Origin of the sequence: Weissella sp. LMG 11983, from assembly GCF_025908495.1 — a bacterium.
Classification (GTDB): Bacteria; Bacillota; Bacilli; order Lactobacillales; family Lactobacillaceae; genus Weissella; species Weissella fermenti.
Genome location: NZ_JAOZFD010000001.1, coordinates 804,861 through 828,310, shown reverse-complemented (window position 1 = coordinate 828,310; position 23,450 = coordinate 804,861). Strand labels below are relative to the sequence as shown.

The 23,450-nt window shown below is 45.9% G+C and carries 15 protein-coding genes, 3 tRNA genes and 3 pseudogenes; 17 read left to right on the top strand and 4 right to left on the bottom strand.

From position 1 onward, the window contains the following. Nucleotides 1–269 precede the first annotated feature (269 nt). From adhE to OIT45_RS04430, 3 genes are all read left to right on the top strand, one after another. Nucleotides 270–2,966 carry a bifunctional acetaldehyde-CoA/alcohol dehydrogenase gene (gene adhE, locus OIT45_RS04440; protein ID WP_199403852.1) on the top strand — a complete coding sequence of 899 codons (2,697 nt, stop codon included), beginning with the start codon at nt 270–272 and terminating at the stop codon, nt 2,964–2,966. A gap of 695 nt (nt 2,967–3,661) precedes the next feature. Continuing rightward, nucleotides 3,662–3,811: a hypothetical protein gene (locus tag OIT45_RS04435; protein ID WP_004560067.1), complete on the top strand. Its 150-nt coding sequence runs from the start codon at nt 3,662–3,664 to the stop codon at nt 3,809–3,811. A gap of 116 nt (nt 3,812–3,927) precedes the next feature. Further along, nucleotides 3,928–5,133, top strand: coding sequence for a MucBP domain-containing protein (locus OIT45_RS04430; protein WP_264339883.1), 1,206 nt, complete (start codon nt 3,928–3,930; stop codon nt 5,131–5,133). 43 nt (nt 5,134–5,176) lie between these two features. Here the strand turns inward: OIT45_RS04430 and OIT45_RS04425 are convergent, their stop codons facing one another. Further along, the gene (locus tag OIT45_RS04425; protein WP_199403874.1) at nt 5,177–6,007 is read right to left on the bottom strand and encodes an exodeoxyribonuclease III; all 831 of its coding nucleotides are present in this window, start codon (nt 6,005–6,007) and stop codon (nt 5,177–5,179) included. 153 nt (nt 6,008–6,160) lie between these two features. Here OIT45_RS04425 and OIT45_RS04420 point away from each other — a divergent pair, with 153 nt between their 5' ends. Together OIT45_RS04420 and OIT45_RS04415 are read left to right on the top strand one after the other, a co-directional pair. Next, nucleotides 6,161–6,907 carry an ABC transporter ATP-binding protein gene (locus OIT45_RS04420; RefSeq protein ID WP_199403851.1) on the top strand — a complete coding sequence of 249 codons (747 nt, stop codon included), beginning with the start codon at nt 6,161–6,163 and terminating at the stop codon, nt 6,905–6,907. Further along, nucleotides 6,897–7,631 (top strand): ABC transporter permease, encoded by a 735-nt coding sequence (locus tag OIT45_RS04415; RefSeq protein ID WP_199403850.1) that lies wholly within the window; start codon nt 6,897–6,899, stop codon nt 7,629–7,631. The genes OIT45_RS04420 and OIT45_RS04415 overlap by 11 nt, the downstream gene beginning before the upstream one ends. Nucleotides 7,632–7,735: 104 nt before the next feature. Here OIT45_RS04415 and OIT45_RS04410 read toward each other — a convergent pair. Next, nucleotides 7,736–7,807 (bottom strand) — tRNA-Glu (locus OIT45_RS04410). Nucleotides 7,808–8,013: 206 nt separating this feature from the next. Between OIT45_RS04410 and OIT45_RS04405 the strand changes: the two genes are divergently transcribed. The 7 genes and pseudogenes from OIT45_RS04405 to OIT45_RS04375 all read left to right on the top strand — a co-directional run bounded on the left by OIT45_RS04405 (nt 8,014) and on the right by OIT45_RS04375 (nt 18,382). Then, on the top strand, nt 8,014–8,685 hold the full coding sequence (locus tag OIT45_RS04405; RefSeq protein ID WP_004560062.1) for a histidine phosphatase family protein: 672 nt from the start codon (nt 8,014–8,016) through the stop codon (nt 8,683–8,685). Nucleotides 8,686–8,697: 12 nt separating this feature from the next. Further along, a pseudogene (gene hflX, locus OIT45_RS04400) lies at nt 8,698–9,983 on the top strand (GTPase HflX). Between the two features lie 11 nt (nt 9,984–9,994). Continuing rightward, on the top strand, nt 9,995–11,044 hold the full coding sequence (locus OIT45_RS04395) for a YdcF family protein (RefSeq protein WP_199403848.1): 1,050 nt from the start codon (nt 9,995–9,997) through the stop codon (nt 11,042–11,044). 137 nt (nt 11,045–11,181) lie between these two features. Continuing rightward, nucleotides 11,182–12,894: pseudogene (locus OIT45_RS04390) on the top strand (ABC transporter ATP-binding protein). 3 nt (nt 12,895–12,897) lie between these two features. Continuing rightward, a complete protein-coding gene (locus tag OIT45_RS04385; protein WP_112464271.1) occupies nt 12,898–14,682 on the top strand; it encodes an ABC transporter ATP-binding protein in 1,785 nt (594 codons plus the stop codon). A 334-nt stretch (nt 14,683–15,016) separates the two neighbouring features. Continuing rightward, the gene (locus tag OIT45_RS04380) at nt 15,017–15,856 is read left to right on the top strand and encodes a hypothetical protein (RefSeq protein ID WP_199403846.1); all 840 of its coding nucleotides are present in this window, start codon (nt 15,017–15,019) and stop codon (nt 15,854–15,856) included. Nucleotides 15,857–16,072: 216 nt separating this feature from the next. Continuing rightward, nucleotides 16,073–18,382, top strand: a complete 2,310-nt coding sequence (locus tag OIT45_RS04375; RefSeq protein WP_199403845.1) for a SpaA isopeptide-forming pilin-related protein — start codon at nt 16,073–16,075, stop codon at nt 18,380–18,382. Nucleotides 18,383–18,520: 138 nt separating this feature from the next. On the opposite strand, the gene OIT45_RS04370 is transcribed toward OIT45_RS04375, so the two are convergent. Both OIT45_RS04370 and OIT45_RS04365 read right to left on the bottom strand, forming a co-directional pair. Continuing rightward, nucleotides 18,521–18,592 (bottom strand) — tRNA-Asn (locus OIT45_RS04370). A 36-nt stretch (nt 18,593–18,628) separates the two neighbouring features. Beyond that, nucleotides 18,629–18,700: transfer RNA gene (locus OIT45_RS04365), tRNA-Asn, on the bottom strand. Nucleotides 18,701–18,902: 202 nt separating this feature from the next. On the opposite strand from OIT45_RS04365, the gene OIT45_RS04360 reads away from it, so the two are divergent. The 5 genes and pseudogenes from OIT45_RS04360 (at nt 18,903) to OIT45_RS04340 (ending at nt 23,365) form a co-directional block, all read left to right on the top strand. Next, on the top strand, nt 18,903–19,625 hold the full coding sequence (locus OIT45_RS04360) for a MucBP domain-containing protein (RefSeq protein WP_199403844.1): 723 nt from the start codon (nt 18,903–18,905) through the stop codon (nt 19,623–19,625). Nucleotides 19,626–19,662: 37 nt separating this feature from the next. Further along, the gene (gene manA, locus OIT45_RS04355; protein WP_135797123.1) at nt 19,663–20,628 is read left to right on the top strand and encodes a mannose-6-phosphate isomerase, class I; all 966 of its coding nucleotides are present in this window, start codon (nt 19,663–19,665) and stop codon (nt 20,626–20,628) included. Between the two features lie 66 nt (nt 20,629–20,694). Continuing rightward, the gene (locus OIT45_RS04350; protein ID WP_264339882.1) at nt 20,695–21,150 is read left to right on the top strand and encodes a helix-turn-helix domain-containing protein; all 456 of its coding nucleotides are present in this window, start codon (nt 20,695–20,697) and stop codon (nt 21,148–21,150) included. A 145-nt stretch (nt 21,151–21,295) separates the two neighbouring features. Further along, nucleotides 21,296–22,649, top strand: a pseudogene (locus tag OIT45_RS04345) (MurT ligase domain-containing protein). A gap of 5 nt (nt 22,650–22,654) precedes the next feature. After that, entirely contained in the window at nt 22,655–23,365 is a 711-nt protein-coding gene (locus OIT45_RS04340; RefSeq protein ID WP_004560343.1) for a type 1 glutamine amidotransferase, read from the top strand. Nucleotides 23,366–23,450 lie beyond the last annotated feature (85 nt).

The window sequence follows — 23,450 nt, the reverse complement described above, 5'->3', positions numbered from 1 at the left end:
ACTTACTTAAAAATATGAAAACGCATACATTTTCGGTTATAAATCACTTATTTTCATGAAAATAAAACAAACAGTTGCGCTATATTGACCTTATGTGATATTATTCACTTGTAGAAAAAAGAGACGCGAAAGGTTGGTATGACGCATATGTTTGGTAAAAATAATCGATTTTGGCAAATGGTGTTGACAACATTTTGTGAAATGATATACTAAGTATGTTAATAAATGAGCAAACGAATTTTTTGAAAGATATTTGAGAGGTTATAATCATGGCTGATGCACCTAAGAAGAAGGTACTAACGGAAGAAGAAAAGGCAGCACGTTTCGAAGCTGCTAAGAAGATGACTTCAGAATTGGTTGACAAGTCTGAAGTTGCGTTGAAGGAATTCTCAACGTTCACACAAGAACAAGTTGATAAGATCGTTGCTGCAATGGCATTGGCTGGATCAGAAAACTCATTGTTGTTGGCCCACGAAGCTCACGATGAAACTGGTCGTGGTGTTGTTGAAGATAAGGATACGAAGAACCGCTTCGCATCAGAATCTGTTTACAACGCTATCAAGAACGACAAGACGGTTGGCGTTATCTCAGAAGATCGCGTAACTGGTAAGGTTGAATTGGCAGCCCCACTTGGAATCTTGGCTGGTATCGTGCCTACGACTAACCCAACTTCAACGACTATTTTCAAGTCAATGTTGGCTGCTAAGACGCGTAACACGATTGTCTTCGCCTTCCACCCACAAGCTCAAAAGTCATCAGCACACGCTGCTAAGATCGTTTACGATGCAGCCGTTGCCGCTGGTGCTCCTAAGAACTTCATCCAATGGATTGAGAAGCCATCACTAGATGGAACGACGACTTTGATTCAAAACCCAAAGATTGCTTCAATCTTGGCTACTGGTGGACCTTCAATGGTTAACGCCGCTTTGAAGTCAGGAAACCCATCAATGGGTGTTGGAGCTGGTAACGGTGCCGTATTCGTTGACGCAACTGCTAACATCGACCGCGCTGTTGAAGACTTGCTATTGTCAAAGCGTTTTGACAACGGTATGATCTGTGCCACTGAAAACTCATTGGTTATCGAAGCTCCTGTATACGATGAAGTTATGCGCAAGTTGCAAGAACAAGGTGCATATTTGACACCAAAGAAGGACTACGAGAAGGTTGCTAACTTCGTCTTCAAGCCAAACGCTGAAGGATTCGGAGTTAACGGACCAGTTGCCGGAATGTCAGGTAAGTGGATTGCCGAGCAATCAGGTTTGAAGTTGCCAGAAGACAAGGATGTTTTGTTGTTCGAATTGGACAAGAAGAACATCGGTGAAGCTTTGTCATCAGAAAAGTTGAGCCCATTGTTGTCAGTTTACAAGGCTGCTGACCGCGAAGACGCTATCGAAATCGTACGCGCTTTGTTGAACTACCAAGGTGCAGGACACAACGCTGCTATCCAAATCGGTGCTCAAGACGATCCATTCGTTAAGGAATACGCCGACAAGATTGAAGCATCACGTATCTTGGTTAACCAACCAGACTCAATCGGTGGTGTTGGAGATATCTACACTGACGCAATGCGCCCATCATTGACGCTTGGAACTGGATCATGGGGGAAGAATTCATTGTCACACAACTTGTCAACTTACGATTTGCTTAACATCAAGACGGTTGCCCGTCGTCGTAACCGCCCACAATGGGTACGTTTGCCAAAGGACATCTACTACGAGTCAAACGCAATCACGTACTTGCAAGAATTGCCAAACATTGATCGCGCCTTCATCGTTGCCGACCCAGGAATGGTTAAGTTCGGCTTCGTAGACAAGATTTTGGACCAATTTGCTTTGCGCCAAGACCAAGTGAAGACGTCAATCTACGGTTCAGTACAACCTGACCCAACTATCGGTCAAGCTATCGAAATTGCCCGTCAAATGTCAGAATTCCAACCAGACACTGTTGTCTTGATTGGTGGAGGTTCAGCTCTTGACGCTGGTAAGATTGCTCGCTTCTTGTACGAGTACTCTGCAGAAGAGGGTCACGAAGGAATCTTGAACGACGATGCTGCCTTGAAGGAATTGTTCGGCGAATTGGCACAAAAGTTCATGGATATCCGTAAGCGTATCGTGAAGTTCGATCACCAACACTTGACGCAAATGGTTGCTATCCCAACGACGTCAGGAACTGGTTCAGAAGTAACGCCATTTGCAGTTATTACTGACGACGAAACGCACGTTAAGTACCCATTGGCTGACTATGAGTTGACGCCACAAGTTGCCATCGTGGACCCAGAGTTCGTTATGACGGTGCCAAAGCGCACGGTTGCCTTCTCAGGTTTGGACGCTTTGTCACACGCCTTGGAGTCATACGTTTCAGTTATGGCCTCAGAATTCACACGTCCATGGGCTTTGCAAGCTATCAAGTTGATCTTCGATAACTTGGAGACGTCATACAAGTACGACCCAGCTAACCCAACTAAGGAAGGTCAAGAAGCACGTTCAAAGATGCACTACGCTTCAACTTTGGCAGGTATGTCATTTGCCAACGCCTTCTTGGGAATTAACCACGCCTTGGCTCACAAGACTGGTGGTGCCTTCGGTTTGCCTCACGGATTGGCTATCTCAATCGCCATGAAGCACGTTATCAAGTTCAACGCGGTTACTGGAAACGTAAAGCGTACGCCATTCCCACGTTACGAGACTTACACGGCACAAAAGGATTACGCTGATATCGCTCGCTACCTTGGTTTGCAAGGAAAGAACGATGCTGAATTGGTTGAAGCATTGTTGGCTAAGATTGACCAATTGTTCGCTGGTGTAGAAGTTGTTCCAACTTTGTCAGCAAACGGTGTATCAAAGGCTGACTTTGACAAGGCTTTGGAGACTTTGCCTGACTTGGTATACAACGACCAAACGACGCCAGGTAACCCACGTCAACCACGTTTGGAAGAGATCCGCACTTTGTTGTCAGACCAATTCTAATCTAGGTTAACGCCTCACAACTCAATATCTATAGCACCCACAAACTACAGCCATGGTTTGTGGGTGCTTTTGTATAGTTGGTGGTGTGTGTCGACGCGTTGCGTCGAGGCATGGAAGTACGGGGCTATCTCCGGCAAAGTTCAAACTGGGGCAACCGAATGGCGCGGACGCCATTCAGCGGGGCAAATAATTCCCCCTAATCCTTCTAGTCCTGAATGGGCTTGTCTGAATAGCGTCGGCCATGCGGCATGTTGCCCCACTTTGAACGCTCCGATAGCCCCGCACTTCCATGCCAGCAGCCAAGATATACTAGTCTGTTTGAGCTTTACATTCTCCGGAAAACAAAAGGTGAACAGTTAAACCTATTATATTTCGGTGGTTGAAAATCAAACCAATAGAGTATTGCTTGGCTGCTGTGACCTGCCCCGCCGAGCGTATAGACCCAAGTGGACCTTGACCCGTGGGTGTGGGTTCTTAGCGGTTTTACCGCTTAGAGCCACGAGGAGGTAAAGGAGTACGCTGCAGCGCAGTGGACTCCGCTCCCCACAGGTCATGGTCCACTTGGGTTAGCGAGCCAAAAGAAGGGGCAGGTCACTCGGCGCGATAGCGACGACACACAACACAAAAAAGGTTCCAACAAACAATCAACCACGTATTTTGATAAAATAGAGGTGTCGAAAAGGAGGGGCTTGGCGATGCAACATGAAGAAAGAATTGCGGTCACGCAAACAAAGAAGTCTTTGGGGAAAGATGTGCCAGAGAAGCCTTTTAAGGGCTATGAAGAAACTTGCTTTGGACCATATTCTGATTTAATTACCGACTTCGGTAGTTACGGTTGGCGATAGTGAACAATGCCTCGGACGAAAAATTCCGGGGCATTTTTGTTGCAGGGGCTTAGCGCGAATCTGTATACTTTGCGTTAACGAAAAACAGTAGCAAACCCAAACCAAAGAGAGTATAGGTGACGGATTTGAAAAAGTGGCAAGTGGCCGGATTGGTCGGACTATCATTGGCGTTGGGGGGACTCGCTGTTGATGGTGGCGACGGAATCGTTAGTGGCTTTACCAGCGGCATCAGTCAAAGTGGTGTCGTAATCAAGTATGTCGATGTGCGTACTGGGAAAGAAATTGCACCGCAGGGTAATGCAAGTATTCGTCCTGGTGAGCAACAAACCTTGGTGCCGATTGATATTCCGGGTTATCAAACACCCGCATCAGTTACGCAGACCATCAAAAGTCATACATTAATTACGTTTAAATATGTCCCTGAAACATATGCGGTCACATTACGTTATGTCGACGCAGATAATAACGATGTCGTGGCAACGAAAACGTATGATGCAACCTATGGAGCAAAGTTGATTATTCCGTCATTTTCGCAAGATGGTTATCGCATGACGCGTGGTGACACATTGACGGTTAAGAAGTCACAGACAATCACGTACAAGTTGGACCGTGCGCCAGGGTCGTCTTCGGTTCATGAAGAGCCTGATAATTTGTCGGATAACCAACCAGGACAAGTGTTGTCTGACCGTACGTTGGATTCGCTACAAGATTATGCGCTGGACGCGTTGAACAGCTATCGTGCGCATTATGATGTAAGCCAGGTATCGGCGTCTTCAGTGGCATTGAATTTGGCGAAGCAAGAAAGTCGTTGGGCGTTGGAGAATCCGAGCGATTTTGCAACGAATCCTCACGGCAATTTCAATAATTTGTTTCAGACGTTGCCAACGTTTAAGATGGCCGACGGTAAGTTGAAGTACTACAACCAAGGGTCAGAGGAAACGAATGGTGATGGGTCAACGATTCAGCACATTACGGACGTTAATTACGGTGCGGACATTGATCAGAAAGATACGTTGACCTTTGGGAATGTACCAGGTTCATCAAGTGATGTTTGGACGCTCGCTGATTTAACAAGTGAAGAGCAGTTGCAGCTGCTGGCGGCCGATTTGGTGAAGCAATTTGGTGATGATGGTCAGCCGGCGGGGTACGATAATACGACGGCTGCGCAACAGGGTGCCTCACACAAGATTGGCCTGATGACGGAGCAAACACATGATTCGGCTGGACCAATTGAAGTTGGGTTCTCAGTTTATGCTAATCCGGATGGTACGTTGCGTGGATATGTAGAAGTGCTAACGCCAACATTGATTGATAACGATTAAAAAATACCGCACCTGAAATTTATTTTTCAGGTGCGGTATTTGCTTAAAGTTCAAAATCGTCGGTCATTTCCAATTTGATTGGGGCGTGATCTTGGCGAGCACCAGTGTCGATGACGCTGAAGTTAGCCAATTGCTCGTTCAAACGAGTTGAAGTGAGGTAGTAATCGATACGCCAACCAGAATTGTTAATCTTTGACGTCTTAGAAATTTGGGCCCACCAGGTATAAACACCAGCTAGGTCAGGATTCAAGTGACGGAAGACGTCAGTGAAACCAGCGTCCAACAAGGCGCTGAACTTCGTGCGTTCTTCATCGGTGAAGCCGGCACTCTTGTGATTGGTCTTTGGATTCTTCAAATCGATTTCTTGGTGAGCGACGTTGAAGTCACCAGAGAAGATAACCGGCTTCTTGGCATCCAATCCTGAAACGTAGGCGCGGTAGGCGTCATCCCAAGCTTGGCGTTCGTCTAGGCGGGCCAACTCACTGCCTGAGTTTGGCGTATACACCGTTGATACATACACATTAGGGAATTCGAGGGTGATAATACGTCCCTCGATATCCATGTCGCCAGGAGCGCCGATTTCAGGCATTTCAACGGCAATTGGCTCAGTCTTTGAGAGCATCATCGTCCCAGAATAACCTGAGCGACCAGTGCTCATACGTAGGTAGCGGTGGTAGCCTGGGAAAAGTTCATCCAGCGCAGCCGCCTGCTTCTTTGTTAAACCAGTTGGCTTCAATTTTGTTTCTTGGATTGCAAGTACGTCCGGTTGCTCAGCAGCGATATCTTGTAAAACTTGCCAAGTCATTTCGCCACGCGCTGATTTGTGTTCAACGGCCGCGTTAACGCTATCAATATTCCATGAGATGAACTTCATTTCAGGCACCTATCCTTCTTTTCTGTTTAATTCCATTGTATCGAAAAACGAGGTGCCTGTCAGATTACAATCTTGACCGTAATGTGACAATTTCTTTGCAAGAGGTCTGGATGAGTTGTATGATTAGTAGTTGCGGATAGGAGGAGATGCACTATGGAAACGCCGATTTTGCAGGTTTCGAATATAAATAAATCATTCGGTCGTGTACGCGCGTTACGTGATGTGTCTTTTGCTGTCACGCGTGGCACAATCATTGGATTGGTTGGCCCGAATGGCGCTGGCAAGTCAACGACAATGAAAGTCATTACGGGCGTGACGGCGCCGGATGTTGGTGAGGTTCAGGTGGCTGGTGAAACGGTGACGATGCAACAACGGCATACGCTGGTTAGGGTTGGTGCATTGATTGAAAATCCTGGTCTTTATTCGTACATGACAGGTTGGGATAACTTGAAGTTGTATGCGGATGTCGCTGGCACATCTGATGACAAAATCAATGAGATTGTGACTCAGCTTGATTTGGCTGAATTTATTAATAAAAAAGTGAAAACCTATTCGTGGGGGATGAAGCAACGCGTTGGGGTGGCGTTAGCGATGGTTAACGACCCGGACCTCTTGTTGCTTGATGAACCGTTGAATGGGATGGATCCGGTTAGTGTTGCCGAAGTGAAGGCTGTGTTGCGTGAGTGGCGTGATGCTGGCAAAACGATTTTGATTTCATCGCACACCGTCCGTGATTTGGAAGGCTTGGTTGACGATTATATCTTTATTGATCGTGGTGAAAACATTTCGCGTGATGAAATTTTGACGGCCGCTGACGGTAAGGTAGATCCAGACTTAGAAGAGATGTTTGCGGATGTGATTGCACGCCGTAAGCAACAAGGAGTTGGTGATGTTGATTAAGTTGGAATTGCAGAAGTTTTTCAAAAAGACATCGACCTGGGTGATGCCATTAGTAATCCTTGCACTTGGCTTGTTGTTGGCGCTGGCGAATGCGTTGGATCAATCTGAAACAATCAAAACGCTGGTTAATCAGGAATTCACGGGAACGTTGGCGTTAGTGACTGATTTGATGTTACTTGGGGTCGCAGGACGCGTGATTACATCTGAGTTTACGTTTGGCACGATGAAAATGTTGTTTGCCCAACGTTTTACCCGCCGGCAAATCTTCATGGCGAAGTTAGTGACGGTAGCGGTCGCGTTTGTGCTATTGCAAGCAGCGCTGTTTATCACGATGGTGCTGATATCGTTGTTGTTCGGACACGCCTGGTTGGTTGACCTAGGTAGCTTTGCTGGCTACTTATTCGGTAGTGTCATCAGTTCAATTCTGTTTGTCAGCGTGATGTTTGTGGTCGCCAACCTTATTCGCAATGATTTGTTAGTGGTAGTGATTGGCATCTTACTGATTTTGATGCTCGAAGTGATTGGGGCAGTGGTTGTTGGACATGGCATTTTGCCGCTTGATTATTCACCGCTAGGTGCTTTTTACGTGAGTGCGATGGCAGGGTTGCCGAGTGTGATGGCTGAGTATCAGATGAACGGTTTCTTAGTTGGTCTGGCAACAATTATTTATAGTGGTATCCTGTATGGCGTCGCGTTGATGCTGTTTAAGCGTCGCGAAGTTTAAGATAGATAACGAAAAAGCATCGATCAGAAATTTCTGGTCGATGCTTTATTTGTTGTATGGAAATAAAAAACACGGAAGTCAAACGACTTCCGTGTCTTAAGTGATAGCCCAACAGGGAATCGAACCCTGGATTCCGCGCTGAGAACGCGACGTCTTAACCACTTGACCATTGGGCCAAAATTATCATCTGTTGTCTTAACAACAATACATAACTATACAGATATCCCACACTAAAGTCAACACTTTTTCGTAAATTAATTTCAAATAATTAGCATTTCCTTGATGCCTGCGGTCAGTGTAACAAAAATGGTACAATAGTAACAATTAGAAGGCTGTTGATGCCTGAATATCGGGGACAAACACAACCAGAAAGAGGTTAACAATGTCATTTAATTTGTATCTAGTACGTCACGGGGAAACTTACTTCAATAAATATCAACGTATGCAAGGGTGGGGAAACGCACCTTTGACGGATAAAGGTATTTCAGACGGGTTTGCGGCCGGTGAGCGTTTGAGCAATGTGCGTTTTGATGCGGCTTACTCATCTGACTTGCAACGTGCTATTCATACAGCTGAATTTATTTTGGGGCGTAATACGCAAAGTGGTGATTTGAAGACACCAGAGCAATTGCAACAATTCCGTGAGCAATTCTTCGGTTTCTTCGAAGGACTCCCTAGTGCGTCAAGTGCCGAGCAGATTGCTGGTATCATTGGCTTGGAAAACATTACGTCATACGGCGACTTGATGTCACAATTGACACAAGATGAAGTGATGGATGCGTTCAAGGAAGCTGATCCAACCCACGACGCTGAAGATGCGGCCACATTCTGGGCGCGTGCTGAGAATGGTTTGGACATCTTGCGTCAAAACACACGCGATGGGCAAAACGTTTTGGTGGTGGCCCACGGTACAATGATTCGAAACTTGGTTTATAAGTACGACTCACATGAGACGGCTAAGGAAAAGCCATTGAATGGTTCAATTTCAGTTTGGGAAGTCTCAGATGACGACATGAAGTTGAAGGCGTACAACGATACGACAACTAATTGGTAGGAAAGATAATTTATGATAGAAAATGATTTGCATCCAATCCGCAAGGTTGTGCTTGCGGGACTAGATAAGCAAAATGCTGAATTCGATTACGAGATGATCGAATTGGCCAACTTGGCTGAAGCAAATTACATGGAAGTGGTTGGGACGGTGACCCAAAAGTTGGAACGTCCCAACGCTGCCACGTATTTTGGCAAGGGTAAGGTTGAAGAACTTAAGGAAGCCGTTGAATACTACGAAGCTGACATGGTTGTGACGAACGATGAGTTGTCACCATCACAAATCCGTAACCTGGAATCAGGTACGGGTGCCGGAATCATGGACCGCACGGCGTTGATTTTGGACATTTTCGCATCACGGCTGCTAAGACGCGTGTGGCGAAGCTGCAAGTTGCCATCGCGCAATTGCAATACCAACTACCACGTTTGCGTACGTCAATGAACGTGCGTCTTGACCAGCAAACCGGTGGTGGCGGTGGTAGCTTTACTAGCCGTGGTGCTGGTGAAACAAAGCTGGAAATGAACCGTCGTCACATCGAGCACCAAATTTCATTGTTGCGTGCTGAATTGAAGGACGTTGAAGCTGACGATCAAACGCGTCGTGCCCGTCGTGATAAGCAAAGCATCAAGAATGTGGCCTTGGTCGGTTATACCAACGCCGGTAAGTCAACGTTCATGAACGGTTTGGTCCGTCAATTTGGTGAGAACCAAGAGAAGACAGTCTTCCAAGCCGACATGTTGTTTGCGACTTTGGAGACGTCAGTGCGCAAGTTGAACTTGCCTGATAAGCAAAGCTTCTTGTTGTCTGATACGGTTGGATTCGTCTCAAAGTTGCCGCACGGTTTGGTGGCAGCCTTCCGTGCAACGCTGGCCGAAGCTGCGCAAGCGGACTTGTTGCTACAAGTGGTCGACTATGCGGATGAGAACTACAAGGAAATGATGTCAACGACGGCCCGTACGTTGAAGGAAATCGGTGTTGGTGATATTCCAATGATTACGATTTACAACAAGGCCGACAAGATTGAAGGACTATCATTCCCTGACCGTGAAGGTGATACGTTGACGTTGTCAGCGCAAGACGATGCGTCATTGGAGTTGTTGGTGAACGTTATTCGCGAACACATCTTTGCGGATCACCAAGAAGTAAAGGTGTTGATTCCATTTGACCAAGGACAATTGGTAAATGAGTTAAACGAAGAAGCGTCTGTTCACAGCATCGATTATGTGGAAGCAGGGACGATGATGGATGTGACGTTGACGCCAGTGCAAGCTGCGCGTTTTGCAAAATATATTGTTGATTAAGGAGACCGGGAATGGTTCCACTTACATTACTTTCAGTTTTAATTACCGTACTCGCCGGCTACATGATTTGGCGTAACGTTAAGAACGAGCCGCGTTCAATGTGGCTTGGAACTTGGACGCTTGTGTTCTTGTTCTTCTTGTTGATTTCAATTATGTTGGTGGCCAGCTTCGTTGGTGGCCCAGGACTACTTGTGATGGCCGGGGTTGTCTTGATGATTATCGCCATCTTCGTAATTGCCTCAATTGTCATTGACCTAGGGGTTGTCTACTACTCATGGCAAATCTGGCGTAAGGAGTCACACACATTGGCCAACTTGTTGTTGCCATTGTTGTTCTTGGCGTTGGCTGTCTTTAACATCGTTGACGGCATCATGGACAATGCGCCAGCTTGGTTGGACACGTTATTCACGGCGGCTCGTGTTATGACGCTTTACTTCATGGTCGTCTTCACAATTTTCTTGGTATCATCAATCATTTATGGTTGGGTCATGAAGAAGCGTGAGAGTGACTACTATGTTGTCTTGGGTGCCGGCTTGATTGATGGCCACAAGGTTGGGAAGTTGTTGGCTAACCGTATTCAAGCCGCAACTGATGCTGGTAAGCGTCGTTTTGAAAAGGACGGCAAGTACCCCGTTATCGTGTTCTCAGGTGGGCAAGGTGGTGACGAAAAGATTTCCGAAGCGCAAGCCATGCGTGATTACGCGGTTGAAACGTTTGGTTATCCAGCTGAACAAACCCGTTTGGAAGATCAAAGTCGCACGACGCGTGAAAACATGCGTTTCTCACGTGACTTGATTAGTAAGGAAACGGGCGTTGTTGAACCATCCTTTGAGTTCTTCACGAGTGAGTACCACGTCTTCCGTGCTGGTTTGCAAGCACGTGAGTTTGGGATTGAAGCGCAAGGCCGTGGTGGGAAGACGCCGTTCTACTACCGCATTCCAGCTTTTATTCGTGAGTACATTGCCGTGTTGAATATGCACTGTCGTTTGCACATTGCGATTTCAGCACTTGTGCTTGGTGTGTCAATCATTTTGTCAATTGCCACGTTATTCGTTAAATAATTTGTGAACCACATCCGCATTTTCGGGTGTGGTTCTTTTGTTAATTCTTTGTAAACTTAATTTACAAAAGGGGTCGTAAGTCTGCTAAAATAGCATATTGACGAATAGAAATAAATAAGAAATTTGGAGGGGAAATTATGCGATTGTTGAAGCCCTACTTTAAGGGTTACAAACTCGATTTGACGATTGCCGTTTTGACGGTGACCATCATGGCGATTTCAATGTTGCTACAGCCAACGTTGCTAACCAACATCGTTCAAGCTATCTCAGACGATAACATGGACAAGGTTAACCAAATTGGATTGAAGCTATTGGTGATTGCTGGTATCGGGTTGATTGCTGGAATTATTAATACGATTTTTGCGGCCCGTGCCTCACAAGGGATTGCCTCAGATGTTCGTGAAGCGGCTTATCGCAAGATTTAAACGTTCTCATTTGGAAACATCGAGCAATACTCAGTTGGTAACTTGGTGGTTCGTTTGACGAACGATATTACGCAAATTCAAAGTATTTTGATGATGGGTCTACAACCATTGTTGCGTATGCCAATTTTGTTTGTCGGTGGGTTCATTTTGGCCGTGCACTCAATTCCCGCTTTGTGGTGGATCATCGTCGTGATGGTTATCTTGGTCGGTGCTGTGTCAGCGGTTGTCATGGGAAACATGGGTAAGCGCTTCGGTATGATTCAAGGCTTGATCGACCGCGTTAATGCCAAGGCTAAGGAAAACTTGCAAGGTGTGCGTGTGGTTAAGTCATTTAACCAAGAAGACAACGAACAAAAGCGCTTCAATGAAGTTTCTGACGAATTGAATGGCGTTAACTTGCAAATTGGTTACTTGTTCTCAATTATCGTGCCTGCCTTCATGTTTATCGGCCAAGGGTTGATGGTTGTAGCCATCTACTTCGTTGGAAACATGGTTGGTTCTGAGCCAAAGATGTTGGCCCAAATCACTGGATTTACGAACTACTTGATGATTATCATGCAATCTATCATTATTGGTGGAATGATGATGACCTTTGCAGCCCGTGGATTTGTTTCTATGGGTCGTATTCAAGAAATTATGAATACGGAACCTGATTTGCAATACAAGGATGTACCAGAACAAGACTTGTCTGGTGCGGTCGAGTTTGACGATGTGTCATTCACGTACCCTGGGGATGATAAGCCAACGTTGAAGCACATCTCATTTGCGGTTCAACCTGGGGAAATGATTGGAATTGTCGGGGCAACCGGTTCAGGTAAGTCAACGATGGCACAATTGATTCCACGTTTGTTTGACCCAACCGAAGGAACGGTTAAGGTCGGCGGTGTTGATTTGAAGGATACCAACGAATCATCATTGCGCAAGACAGTGTCATTCGTTTTGCAACGCGCAACGTTGTTCTCAGGAAAGATTTCTGACAACTTGCGTCAAGGTAAGGCGGATGCCGAAGAAGCTGATATGAAGCGTGCGGCGCAAATTGCGCAAGCCGCTGAATTCGTTGAGCGTTATGAAGACACGTACGAACACGTGGTTGAAGAGCGTTCATCAAACTTCTCTGGTGGTCAAAAGCAACGTTTGTCAATTGCCCGTGGTGTCATTGGCGACCCTAAGATTTTGATTTTGGATGATTCAACGTCTGCATTGGACGCGAAGTCAGAAAAGTTGGTTAAGGAAGCCCTTGATCATGATTTGCAAGATACGACGACATTTATCATTGCGGAAAAGATTTCTTCAGTGATTAACGCGGACCGTATTTTGGTTTTGGAAGATGGTGAATTGGTTGCAGAAGGTGCCCACAAGGACCTTGTTGAGACATCACCTATCTACCAAGAAATTTACAAGACACAAAAGGCGCAGGAGGCATAAAAGATGAAGAATATTACTGAATCAATTCGTTTCTTTGCGCACTACTTCAAGCGTTACTGGATGGGGATGATTGCCATCCTCGTGTTCACGATTTTCGCAACGTGGGCACAAGTTAAGGCGCCGGTTTACATGGGACGTTCAATTACGGAATTGTCAAAGTACTTGATGGTGAAGTTGAACCCAATGACGGCTAGCCAAGCAAGTTTGCATGATTTCCACCATGCCTTGCTACTGTTCTTCGGCTTTGTGTTGTTGATGCTAACTGGTTTGTTCATCAACGCTTTCATTCAAGCTATCGTGTCATCTAACTCAGTTAATGACATGCGTAAGGGCTTGTTTGGCAAGATGCAACGTATGACGGTACGTTACTTTGATTCTCACCAAGACGGTGAAATCTTGTCACGTTTCACGTCTGACTTGGATAACATCTTCAACGCCATGAACCAAGCCATTTTCCAATTGTTCTCACAAATTGCGATGTTGATTGGTGTGGTTTGGATGATGTTTAACGAAAGTCCTAAGATGGCTTGGGTGACGATTGCCTCAACACCCGTTGCGGTTATCTTGGCTGCGTTGATCATTGTGCAGGCAAAGAAGTACGTGGATGCCCAACAAGCTGAAGTAGGGCACTTGAACGGATACATCAACGAGCAAATCAACGGTGAAAAGGTGATTATCACCAACGGTTTGCAAGAAGAGTCAATCCGTGGCTTTATCGAGCACAACAACAAGGTACGTAAGGCAACGACGCTTGGTCAAGCCTGGTCAGGTGTGTTGTTCCCATTGATGCAAGGAATGGGCTTGTTCAACTTGGCTATCGTGATTTTCTACGGTGCCACGCAAGCCTTGAACGGTGATTTGGCCTCACGTGCGGCTGGTTTGGGACTGATTGTGACGTTCGTTTCGTTCTCACAACAATACTACCAACCAATCACGCAAATCACGTCAACGTACAACATGTTGCAATTGGCCATGACTGGTGCCCACCGTTTGAACGAAGTGTTTGCGCAAGATGACGAAATCAACCCTAAGGACGGCGTGAAGTTTACGGGCGTTAAGGACAAGATTTTGTTGGACGACGTACACTTTGGTTATAACCCTGACCGTGAGATTTTGCACGGTATCAACATTGAAGTAGACAAGGGACAAATGGTGGCCTTGGTTGGACCGACTGGTTCAGGTAAGACGACGGTTATGAACTTGTTGAACCGCTTCTATGACGTGACGGACGGTGCGGTTAAGTTTGACGGTGTTGACGTACGCGACATGGACTTGAAGTCCTTGCGTGATAACGTTGGTATTGTGTTGCAAGACTCTGTTTTGTTCACGGGTACAATTCGTGACAACATCACGTTCGGTAAGCCTGATGCCACGGATGAAGAAATGATTGATGCGGCTAAGCAAGCCAACATTCACGACTTCATTATGACGTTGGAAGATGGCTATGATACCCAAGTGTCTGATGAAAATTCAGTCTTCTCAACGGGTCAAAAGCAATTGTTGTCAATCGCGCGTACGATTTTGACGGCGCCTGATTTGTTGATCTTGGACGAGGCAACGTCAAACGTTGATACGGTGACGGAAGCTAAGATTCAAAAGGCGATGGATAATGTGATTGCGGGACGTACGAGTTTCGTGATTGCCCACCGTTTGAAGACGATTTTGAATGCCGACAAGATTGTCGTGTTGCGTGACGGAAACGTTATCGAACACGGTAGCCACGCGGAATTGTTGGCACAAGGCGGCTTCTATGCTGAGTTGTACAACAACCAAATGGTATTTGAATAAGCTATAAAACAAAAGACGTCGACTAGCAGTTATGCCGGTCGACGTCTTTTGTGTATTCTCTAGGTGAGAAGTTGCGTTAGCCCCTCTTACATTTATTCATTATAAAAAGTAAATCACGGGTAAATGGTGTTTTACTTATGAAGAATTTGTGAATAGTCAAAAAGTCATGTACCACCGGTGTTTGAGAAAGATATTTCTTCAAAAACTTCGCAGTTTTGTTAATCTCACCGCAAAAGTTAATCATATAGATTCGCTATTCTATTAAAGTACAGCAGTGGACTAACTCGAGCCACTGTAATAAAAAAACAGAATAGTTTGAAAAGGAGTGATGTGTATGGAAACACACCAGGGTTTATTGCCTAAAAAGCGGTTGCGTTTCTGGTGGGCAGTTGTTGGTCTGATTGCATTGGTTGTGCCTTACATTGCCAATGTCGGTATGCTGACAAAGACAGTCTATGCAGCGGAAAAGACGTTGTATAAGTCTGATCGGCTGACTGTTACCACTGGTGAGGGTAACGAGTGGCAATGGCAAAGTGGCCATGACATTTCTTGGAAGCTTAACTTTATCGATAAAGAAACGTCTAGTCCTAATTGGGATAAGGTGACGTTTAAAATCGATCCAGCAGCGGCCAAGAAGGCAGGGTTAACTAATTTCACAGTTAACGGGCAGTCATGGAATGCCAAGACGGGTGAGTTGGGATCATTTGATATTTATAACAATGCTAATGGTTACTCATTGAACTTGTCAGCGACATCTACGGATGACAAGAAGCGTGCCGTTTCATTGCCAATTGGTTTGATTTTGACACAAGAAACAGCTAACACAAAGGCTGTGAAGGCGGAAAAGGAAACCAAGGCAACGACAACGAGTTTGTTGCCAGACGATGCCAAGATGACCATCCAAGCTAACTTGTATGGTTATGAAGGGGATGACGAAGGGTCAACGACGCCAGAAACACCAGGAGAAACAAATCCTGAAGTACCTGGTGAGACGGTGCCAGCGCCGAACGATGAAGAAGATCCAAACGCCTACTACAACCGTACGATTACGGATGTTGTTAAGGGTGAGGCTATCTCTGGAATCTTGATTGAGCGTAAGGTTCGTACGACAGCCGGTTCAAACAGTAAGACTAATTTTGATAACTTCCGTATCTGGAGTAACACAGTTACGTAAGACAAGATTAAGAACTCTGCGGACACTGGCTACGACGCACCGATTTCGATTTATCGTAAGGCGGACATTTCTAACGTTGTCGCAATTGATGGAACTGAGAATGATAACGCAACCGATCAAACCAAGGTTCGTACTGGTTATCACTCACAATACGAGCAAGGATCTAGTGCGAACAATCGTTCAGCCTACACGATTGCTTTCCGTGACGATGCAGCGATGAGCGGTGCGGAGTTTACGGTTGTGTATGACCACGTTGGTGATTACACGGATGGTGATGGTGAACTGCAACCATTGGGTGCGACGATGAAGATTTCAAACATTAATCCTTCATCAGGAATTGCGGGCCACAACTTGATGGGTAACATGCGTTTCATCGATGTGCCAAACAATCTGTACTCAGGTTTGATTTACCACGGAATTGATTCGTTGAATATCGAATTGCAATTCTTTACGCTTGAGAACGGCCAATTCACAAAGAAGATTCAAGTTGATCAAAATGACGATGCACAAATTACATTTTCATCATTGAATAACTTTGGCCGTACGGCAATGTCTAATCAAGATTTGTCTGGTAATCAAAAGCAAGCGCCAGCAGACTTTACATGGGATGCCTACACGACGGGTATCAATGGTCAAGCAGCAACGGCAGCCAATGGCGAAAGCTGGGCTAATTACTCACCCGACAAGTATGCTGAAACAGCGGTTGCCCTTTCAGGTGTAATCAATCCAGACCAGCCTGAAACATCAAAGAACACGTTGATGAAGAAGTCAGGTTGGGGTGCAGGTCACTGGTATTCAACAGCCCACGGTGTATACGGTCTTGGACAAGATGCACAAGCTTGGAATGGCGACCCAAACAACTTCCAAGATATCTTGGATGGTCAATATTTCGAAAACGCAGCTTTGACTTATCCGCTAACGGGGCAGAAATATTCATTCCAACTATTTACGGGTGATGGTAATACATGGCAGACAATTTCATCTGCCTTGACTCATCCAATCGCTTTGACTGAGCCTCGAAAGCTCGTCACGACGGATGATCAAACATATGCAAATATTACGGCGGACAAGACTGGTGGTAACTTGGATACGAAGAACTTGGCAATTACGTCAACGACTTCAGGTGACAAGTTCAACTTCACTTATTGGGTTGCCCAAAAGACTTATGACATTGGAACATCATCATTGATGGTACCAACGAGCTTGGTCTTTGAAGATACATTGCCAACGGACGTTTCATTGCGTAACGGTGCTAACTCTGTCACGTTGTACAAGACGGACGGTACTGCCTATGCAAAGGGCGATTACACGGTGAATGTTTCTGGTCAAAAGGTTACGGTAACGCTAAACCCTTCAGCAATTAAGAAGGCCGACTTCAATGGTCAAGATATGGCTTTGAAGATGGATGTTCAAGTTGATGCTAAGGTTGCAACTGGTTTCTATGGTGATTCATGGGACAACACGGCTAAGGTGACGACTGGTCTTGGTAAGGATGATGCGAACAAGGACGTTGTATCAACCAAGGAAACAAACAAGGTCAACGTTCAGTTGAAGAAGTTGCCAACGGCTGATGTAACCATCAACAAGATTGATGAAGACGGTAACAAGTTGGAAGGTGCTTCGTTCGCCTTGAAGAAGGTCGGTGAAGCATCTGCATGGACGGCGGCCAACTTTGCCTCTGCTGAAATTTCAGCATACAAGGATTTGGCAACACCAGTAACTGTTGATCCGACATCATCTGATGCGACAAGCTGGACTTGGAACAACTTGCCGGTTGGTGAGTATCAACTAGTTGAGACAGCGCCAAACGGTTACGTTGGGGCGACTGATGTTACCTTTACTGTTGGCGCAACTTTGACGGCTAACGCAGATGGTACAAATGATGTTTATGCAGCTACGTTTGAGGAGACGACTGACCCAGCCGTGTTGAAGAATGTGGTAAACACGCCTGATACAGAAACTGGCAAGGTAGCTGTTTCGGCTGATGTGCCAAACCAATTGGACATCAAGGCTCTCTTCCAAGTGAAGAAGGTTGATCAAGACAACAAGATTTTGCCTGGGGCAGCCTTCCAATATGCAGAAGGTAGCCAAACTGCAGTTTCGATGGTGGCTGATGACAAGACTGGTATGCACACGATGAAGGATGGCGAGAGCCTAAACTTCAACGTCCTATACAAGTTGCACGAGTCAACGGTACCAGCGGGCTATGATGGTGCGGAGGATGTTTACTTCAAGGTTTTGAAGAATGCAGACTTTGCAACGCAAACTGGCGTTAAGGTACCAGATGCCTTGAAGTCAGAAAAGGTTTTGTTTGTTAAGACTGACAAGGATGGTAAGGTAACGGAATGGGTAAAGCCAGACCGTGACAACAACATCTTTACAACGACATTTACGGTTCAGAACACGAAGCAAGCACCATTGGCCTCAATCTTCCCAGTTACGGGTGGAACAGGAATCATGATGCTTGGATTGGCATTTGTTGGTGTAGCGGGCGCCTTCACTTTGAAGCGCAAGTTCAGCAACTAATAGATAGTCTCGATTAGAGCGATAGCAGCGATGTTATCGCTCTTTTCTTTTGGTTCGATCCTAGCCAGAACAGGCCAAAAAGGACAAACAAATAGCGCCGGCTCCAATTGGAACCGGCGCTATTTGCGAAATTACTGACTGCTCTGGCTGGGATCGAACCAGCGACCTCTTCATTAACAGTGAATTATTCTACCTCTGAACTACAGAGCAATGATGTTCAAATGTTTGCCAATTAGTAATCGGCAACTGCTCTGGCTGGGATCGAACCAGCGACCTCCTCATTAACAGTGAGTTATTCTACCGCTGAACTACAGAGCATTTATTTCCTTTGGCTAAGGTATGTTTATAATATACTGGATGGTTTATGAGAAGTCAACAAGTTAAATGAGAATAATTTAATATTCGTTTATGAACAATTTTGACACCTAAACAAAACGTTAAGCAAAGACAGTCATGTAGGCGGTTACATGGTTTCCCTGTTAAAATAGACATAAGAAACTACAACTAGGAGGCAGCAAAGATGGCTGACTTTGAATTACAAGGCATGCCCGTTTGGGTATATAGCAAGGATGCTGATTCAAAAGCATCTATTGCGCCATCTCGCTTGATTGAGGGAACGGTTGGGGAGCATTTCTCACTTGATCCAGCGGATGTTGCAGGATATCGCTTTGTTTCATCAGAAGGAACTCTAACGGGAACGTTTGATGAGAAGACGATGCACACGGTGACGTTCTATTACCGCCGTGATGCCATTGCAGAAACTGAAAAAATCCATGATAAGTACTTGCACATGCTAGATAGCGTGCAACCAGTTGATGAAATTGAGTCAACAACGCCACTTGGCCAAAAGCTTTGGGCGGATGCTTACATGAAGGTCGTGGAACGCGTTGCGACGCGTGACGGTAAATTCTGGTATCAATTAGCGGATTCACGTTGGGTGGCATACGACATGCAAACGATGAAGCTAACCGATAACGACGGTCGCGTCGCTAAGCCGGTATCTGAATGGAACCGACCAACGACGTGGGCGCCGAAGCCATTTGTGGCCCGTGCGACGATTGATTACTTGCCAGGCGGGGATGTGGCAGTGTATGCACAACCATACGGCCGCGAAATTGGTCGTGTCATTCACGGTGCTGTGGTGGACGTCACAGAACGCGTGGATGATCCATCTGGTGTCGTTTGGTACCACGTGGCGCAACACGGTTGGCTGTCAGGCATTTACCTACACTTCAACAATTAAATAGATAGTTTCATGTACATTTCGGGGGAGATTTATTATGACTGAACCATTGATTTTGCAACCAGCATTGCACGAAAAGATGTGGGGTGGCACTGCGCTACGCGATGTTTTTGGCTTTGATATTCCATCAGAGACCACGGGTGAAGCTTGGTTAATTTCGGGACACAAAAATGGGAATGTGTTCTGTGAAAATGGTCGATTTGCTGGGAAGACGGTGGCTGAATTGTGGCGTGAGGAACCACAATTATTTGGCAACACGAATCCTGACAAGCCGTTTCCACTGCTAGTAAAGTTGTTGGATGCGCACCAGGATTTGTCAGTGCAAGTTCACCCAGATGATAGCTACGCTGGGGAGCATGCTGGCGAATTGGGGAAAACTGAATCTTGGTACATCGTGGCTGCTGAGCCGGGTGCTGAGATTTACTACGGGCACAACGCACAGACGAAGGCAGAATTCGATGCCGCTGTTGATGCGGGTGACTGGGATAACTTGTTGCGTAAGGTGCCGGTAAAGGCTGGCGACTTCTTTTACGTGCCAGCTGGCACACTCCATGCTTTGGGTGCTGGTGTGCTGGCGCTTGAAACGCAACAATCATCTGACGTGACGTATCGTGTTTACGACTTTGACCGTGTGGATGCCAAGACGGGCGAATTGCGCGAGTTGCATTTGGAAGATGCGAAGAACGTGACGACGGTACCATTTGTTCCTGAGCAACCAGAACGCAAGTCAGCGCAATATGCTGGTTTGAACGTCACGACACTGGTTGAAGCGCCATACTTCAATGTTTATAAGTGGACATTGGACGGACGCGCAACGCTGGATGCACGTGATCCATACATGTTGGGTACGGTTATTGAAGGTGAACTCGACATGACTGTTTTCGGGGTGACCTATCACCTTGAAAAGGGTAAGAGTTTCATCTTGCCGAACGATATTGAAGCCTGGACATTGCAGGGGGATGCGACACTGATTGTATCTACACCTGGACCACTATCTAAATAAGAATAGCAATAAAGCGGAGTGCATTTTGTGCGCTCCGCTTTTGTTGGGGAGCGAGGTATGAATCGAATGGAAGTAGAAGTGATACGGCAGAAATTGTTGGACCTTGATCGCATTCTTGATGAAAATACGCCGGATTCAGAGGCGTACATGGAGGCGGATGAAGCACGGGATGCGTTGTTGTTTCATGATATGACGCTCAGAGAGTTCTATTTTATCGGCCAGCATATGCAACGGCCTATTACGGTAGATGATGAAGCGAAACTAATTGTTGCTGCTCATGACAATCGGCTCGCTGACGAAGCGGATATTCCCGCGAGCGCAAAAGCGGCACTTTTGATTAAGCGAGCGCGACACGAAAAGGGGATGTCACAAACGGAATTGGCAGGACAAGTCGGACTTACCCAGAGTCAGGTTGCTAAAATCGAAAACGTAAACATTGGCATTGATGTTGATGTATTGCAAAAAATATTAACGGTGCTTGGTCAGTCGTTTGTCATTAATGCAGGGCGTCCGGCTGTATAAACTATTGAAACTAAGTCCAAAATTGCGTACTATTAAGTTTCGTTTGTTTACCTATTACCCTAACTTTTTATGCGGGAGAATGGTAAACTGTAAGTTAGTTAATTTGACAGATAAACATCGTTTAACGATGCAGTAGGAGGACGACATGAGCTTTAAGAGTGCATTGGCAACTTTTGTTGGTAAAAGTTCATACGTGGTATTGCACGACATTTTGCGTCGTGGCGGTACATCATTGCCAGGAAAGTTGGCAACGAAGATTGATCCTGAAGTTATGACGACGTTGGCAGAACACTACGACGTTATTTTGATTACCGGGACTAACGGAAAGACGTTGACGACAACTTTGACGACCCGCGTTTTGCGTGAGAAGTACCCTGACGTCATCACGAACCCATCAGGTTCAAACATGATGCAAGGTATCACGGGAACGATGTTGACGGCCAAGGTGACCGACAAGTCACAACGCCCAATCGCACTTTTGGAAGTTGATGAAGCCAACGTGGAAGCCGTTGCACGTCAATTGAAGCCTAAGGCGTTTGTTTTGACAAACATCTTCCGTGACCAATTGGATCGAATTCGGTGAAATTTACACGACCTACGACAAGATTTTGAAGGGAATCCGTTTGTTCCCTGAGGCAACGGTTATCGCCAACGCAGATTCACCAATCTTTATGCGTGGTAACTTGCCAAATCCAAAGGTTTACTTTGGTTTCAACCACTTGCCAGCTGATGGTGACATGAAGGCGCCGCACAATACTGACGGTATTTTGTCACCAACTGACGATACGGTGCTACACTATCACTTTATGACGTTCGGAAACCAAGGTGACTACTTCTCAGTCACCGACGATTTCAAGCGTCCAGAGTTGGATTATGCCGTAACAAAGGTTAATGAGATGACGCCGCGTTTCTCAAACTTTGATATCGATGGTGAGACGTACCAAATCGAAATTGGTGGGATGTACAACATCTACAACGCCTTGGCTGCTTATGCCGTTGGTCGTTACCTAGGTGTTTCTACGGAACAAATTCACCACGCATTCGAATCAAATGCCCAAATCTTTGGTCGCCAAGAAGCGGTTAAGGTGAACGGCAAGGAAGTGACGATTGTCTTGATTAAGAACCCAGTGGGTGCGAACCAAGTTATCGACATGATGAAGACAGATGATCAACCATTCTCATTGATTGCTTTGTTGAACGCCAACTATGCTGACGGTATCGACACAAGTTGGATTTGGGATACTGATTTCGAGTCTTTGCAAGATTCTGGTATGCAAAAGATTGTCACTGGTGGTGAGCGTTATAAGGACTTGTACGTCCGTTTGAAGATGGCTGGTTACGGTGATCTTCCGGTCTACCAAGACCTCAAGCAAATTGTTAAAGCAATCGACAGCATGCCTACTGAGCGTGTTTACATTGCGGCAACCTACACGGCGATGTTGCAATTGCGTGCTCAATTGGCACAAGAAGGCTTCATCAAGACTGGTATGGGAGAATAAGGAACATGGCAGCAGAATACGTTTTGCACACCGCACACTTGTACGGTGATTTGATGAACACTTACGGTGACTACGGAAACATCGTGGCGATGCGTTATTACGCTTCACAAATCGGTGTCGACGTAGATGTTCAATTGATTTCATTGGGCGACGAGTTTGATGATAAGAAGTACGACTTCGTTTTGTTCGGTGGTGGTCAAGACTACGAAGAGCAAATCGTTGCGGAAGATTTGAAGTTTAAGGCAGATGCTATCAAGCGTTACATCGAATCTGATGGACCTTTGTTGGGTGTTTGCGGTGGCTTCCAATTGTTGGGTCACTACTTCTTGATGGCTGACGGTACGCGTGTTGAGGGTATCTCAGTTATGGATCACTACACGTTGAACCAACAACACAGCCGTTTCATCGGTAACGTGTTGATCAAGGACGAAGTTAACGGTAACGAATACCGCGGTTTCGAAAACCACCAAGGACGTACGTTCCTTGGTGAAGGAGAGCGTCCTTTGGGTATGGTTCTTCAAGGTAAGGGAAATAACGGTGAAGACGGCGGTGAAGGTTTGGTTTACCGAAATGTTTACGGTACGTACTTCCACGGACCTATCTTCACGCGTAACGGAAACTTGGCTTTGCACGTTTTGCAAACGGCATTGGAGCGCAAGTACCCTGAAGTGAACTGGGCAGAAAAGATGGCCAACATCGAGCCAGAATCATTCTAAACAAGAAATTGAAGCACTCACTGTCATGGTGGGTGCTTTTTATTCGGCATTAAGCAGACTTATTAAAAGACAATTCTGCAAACTT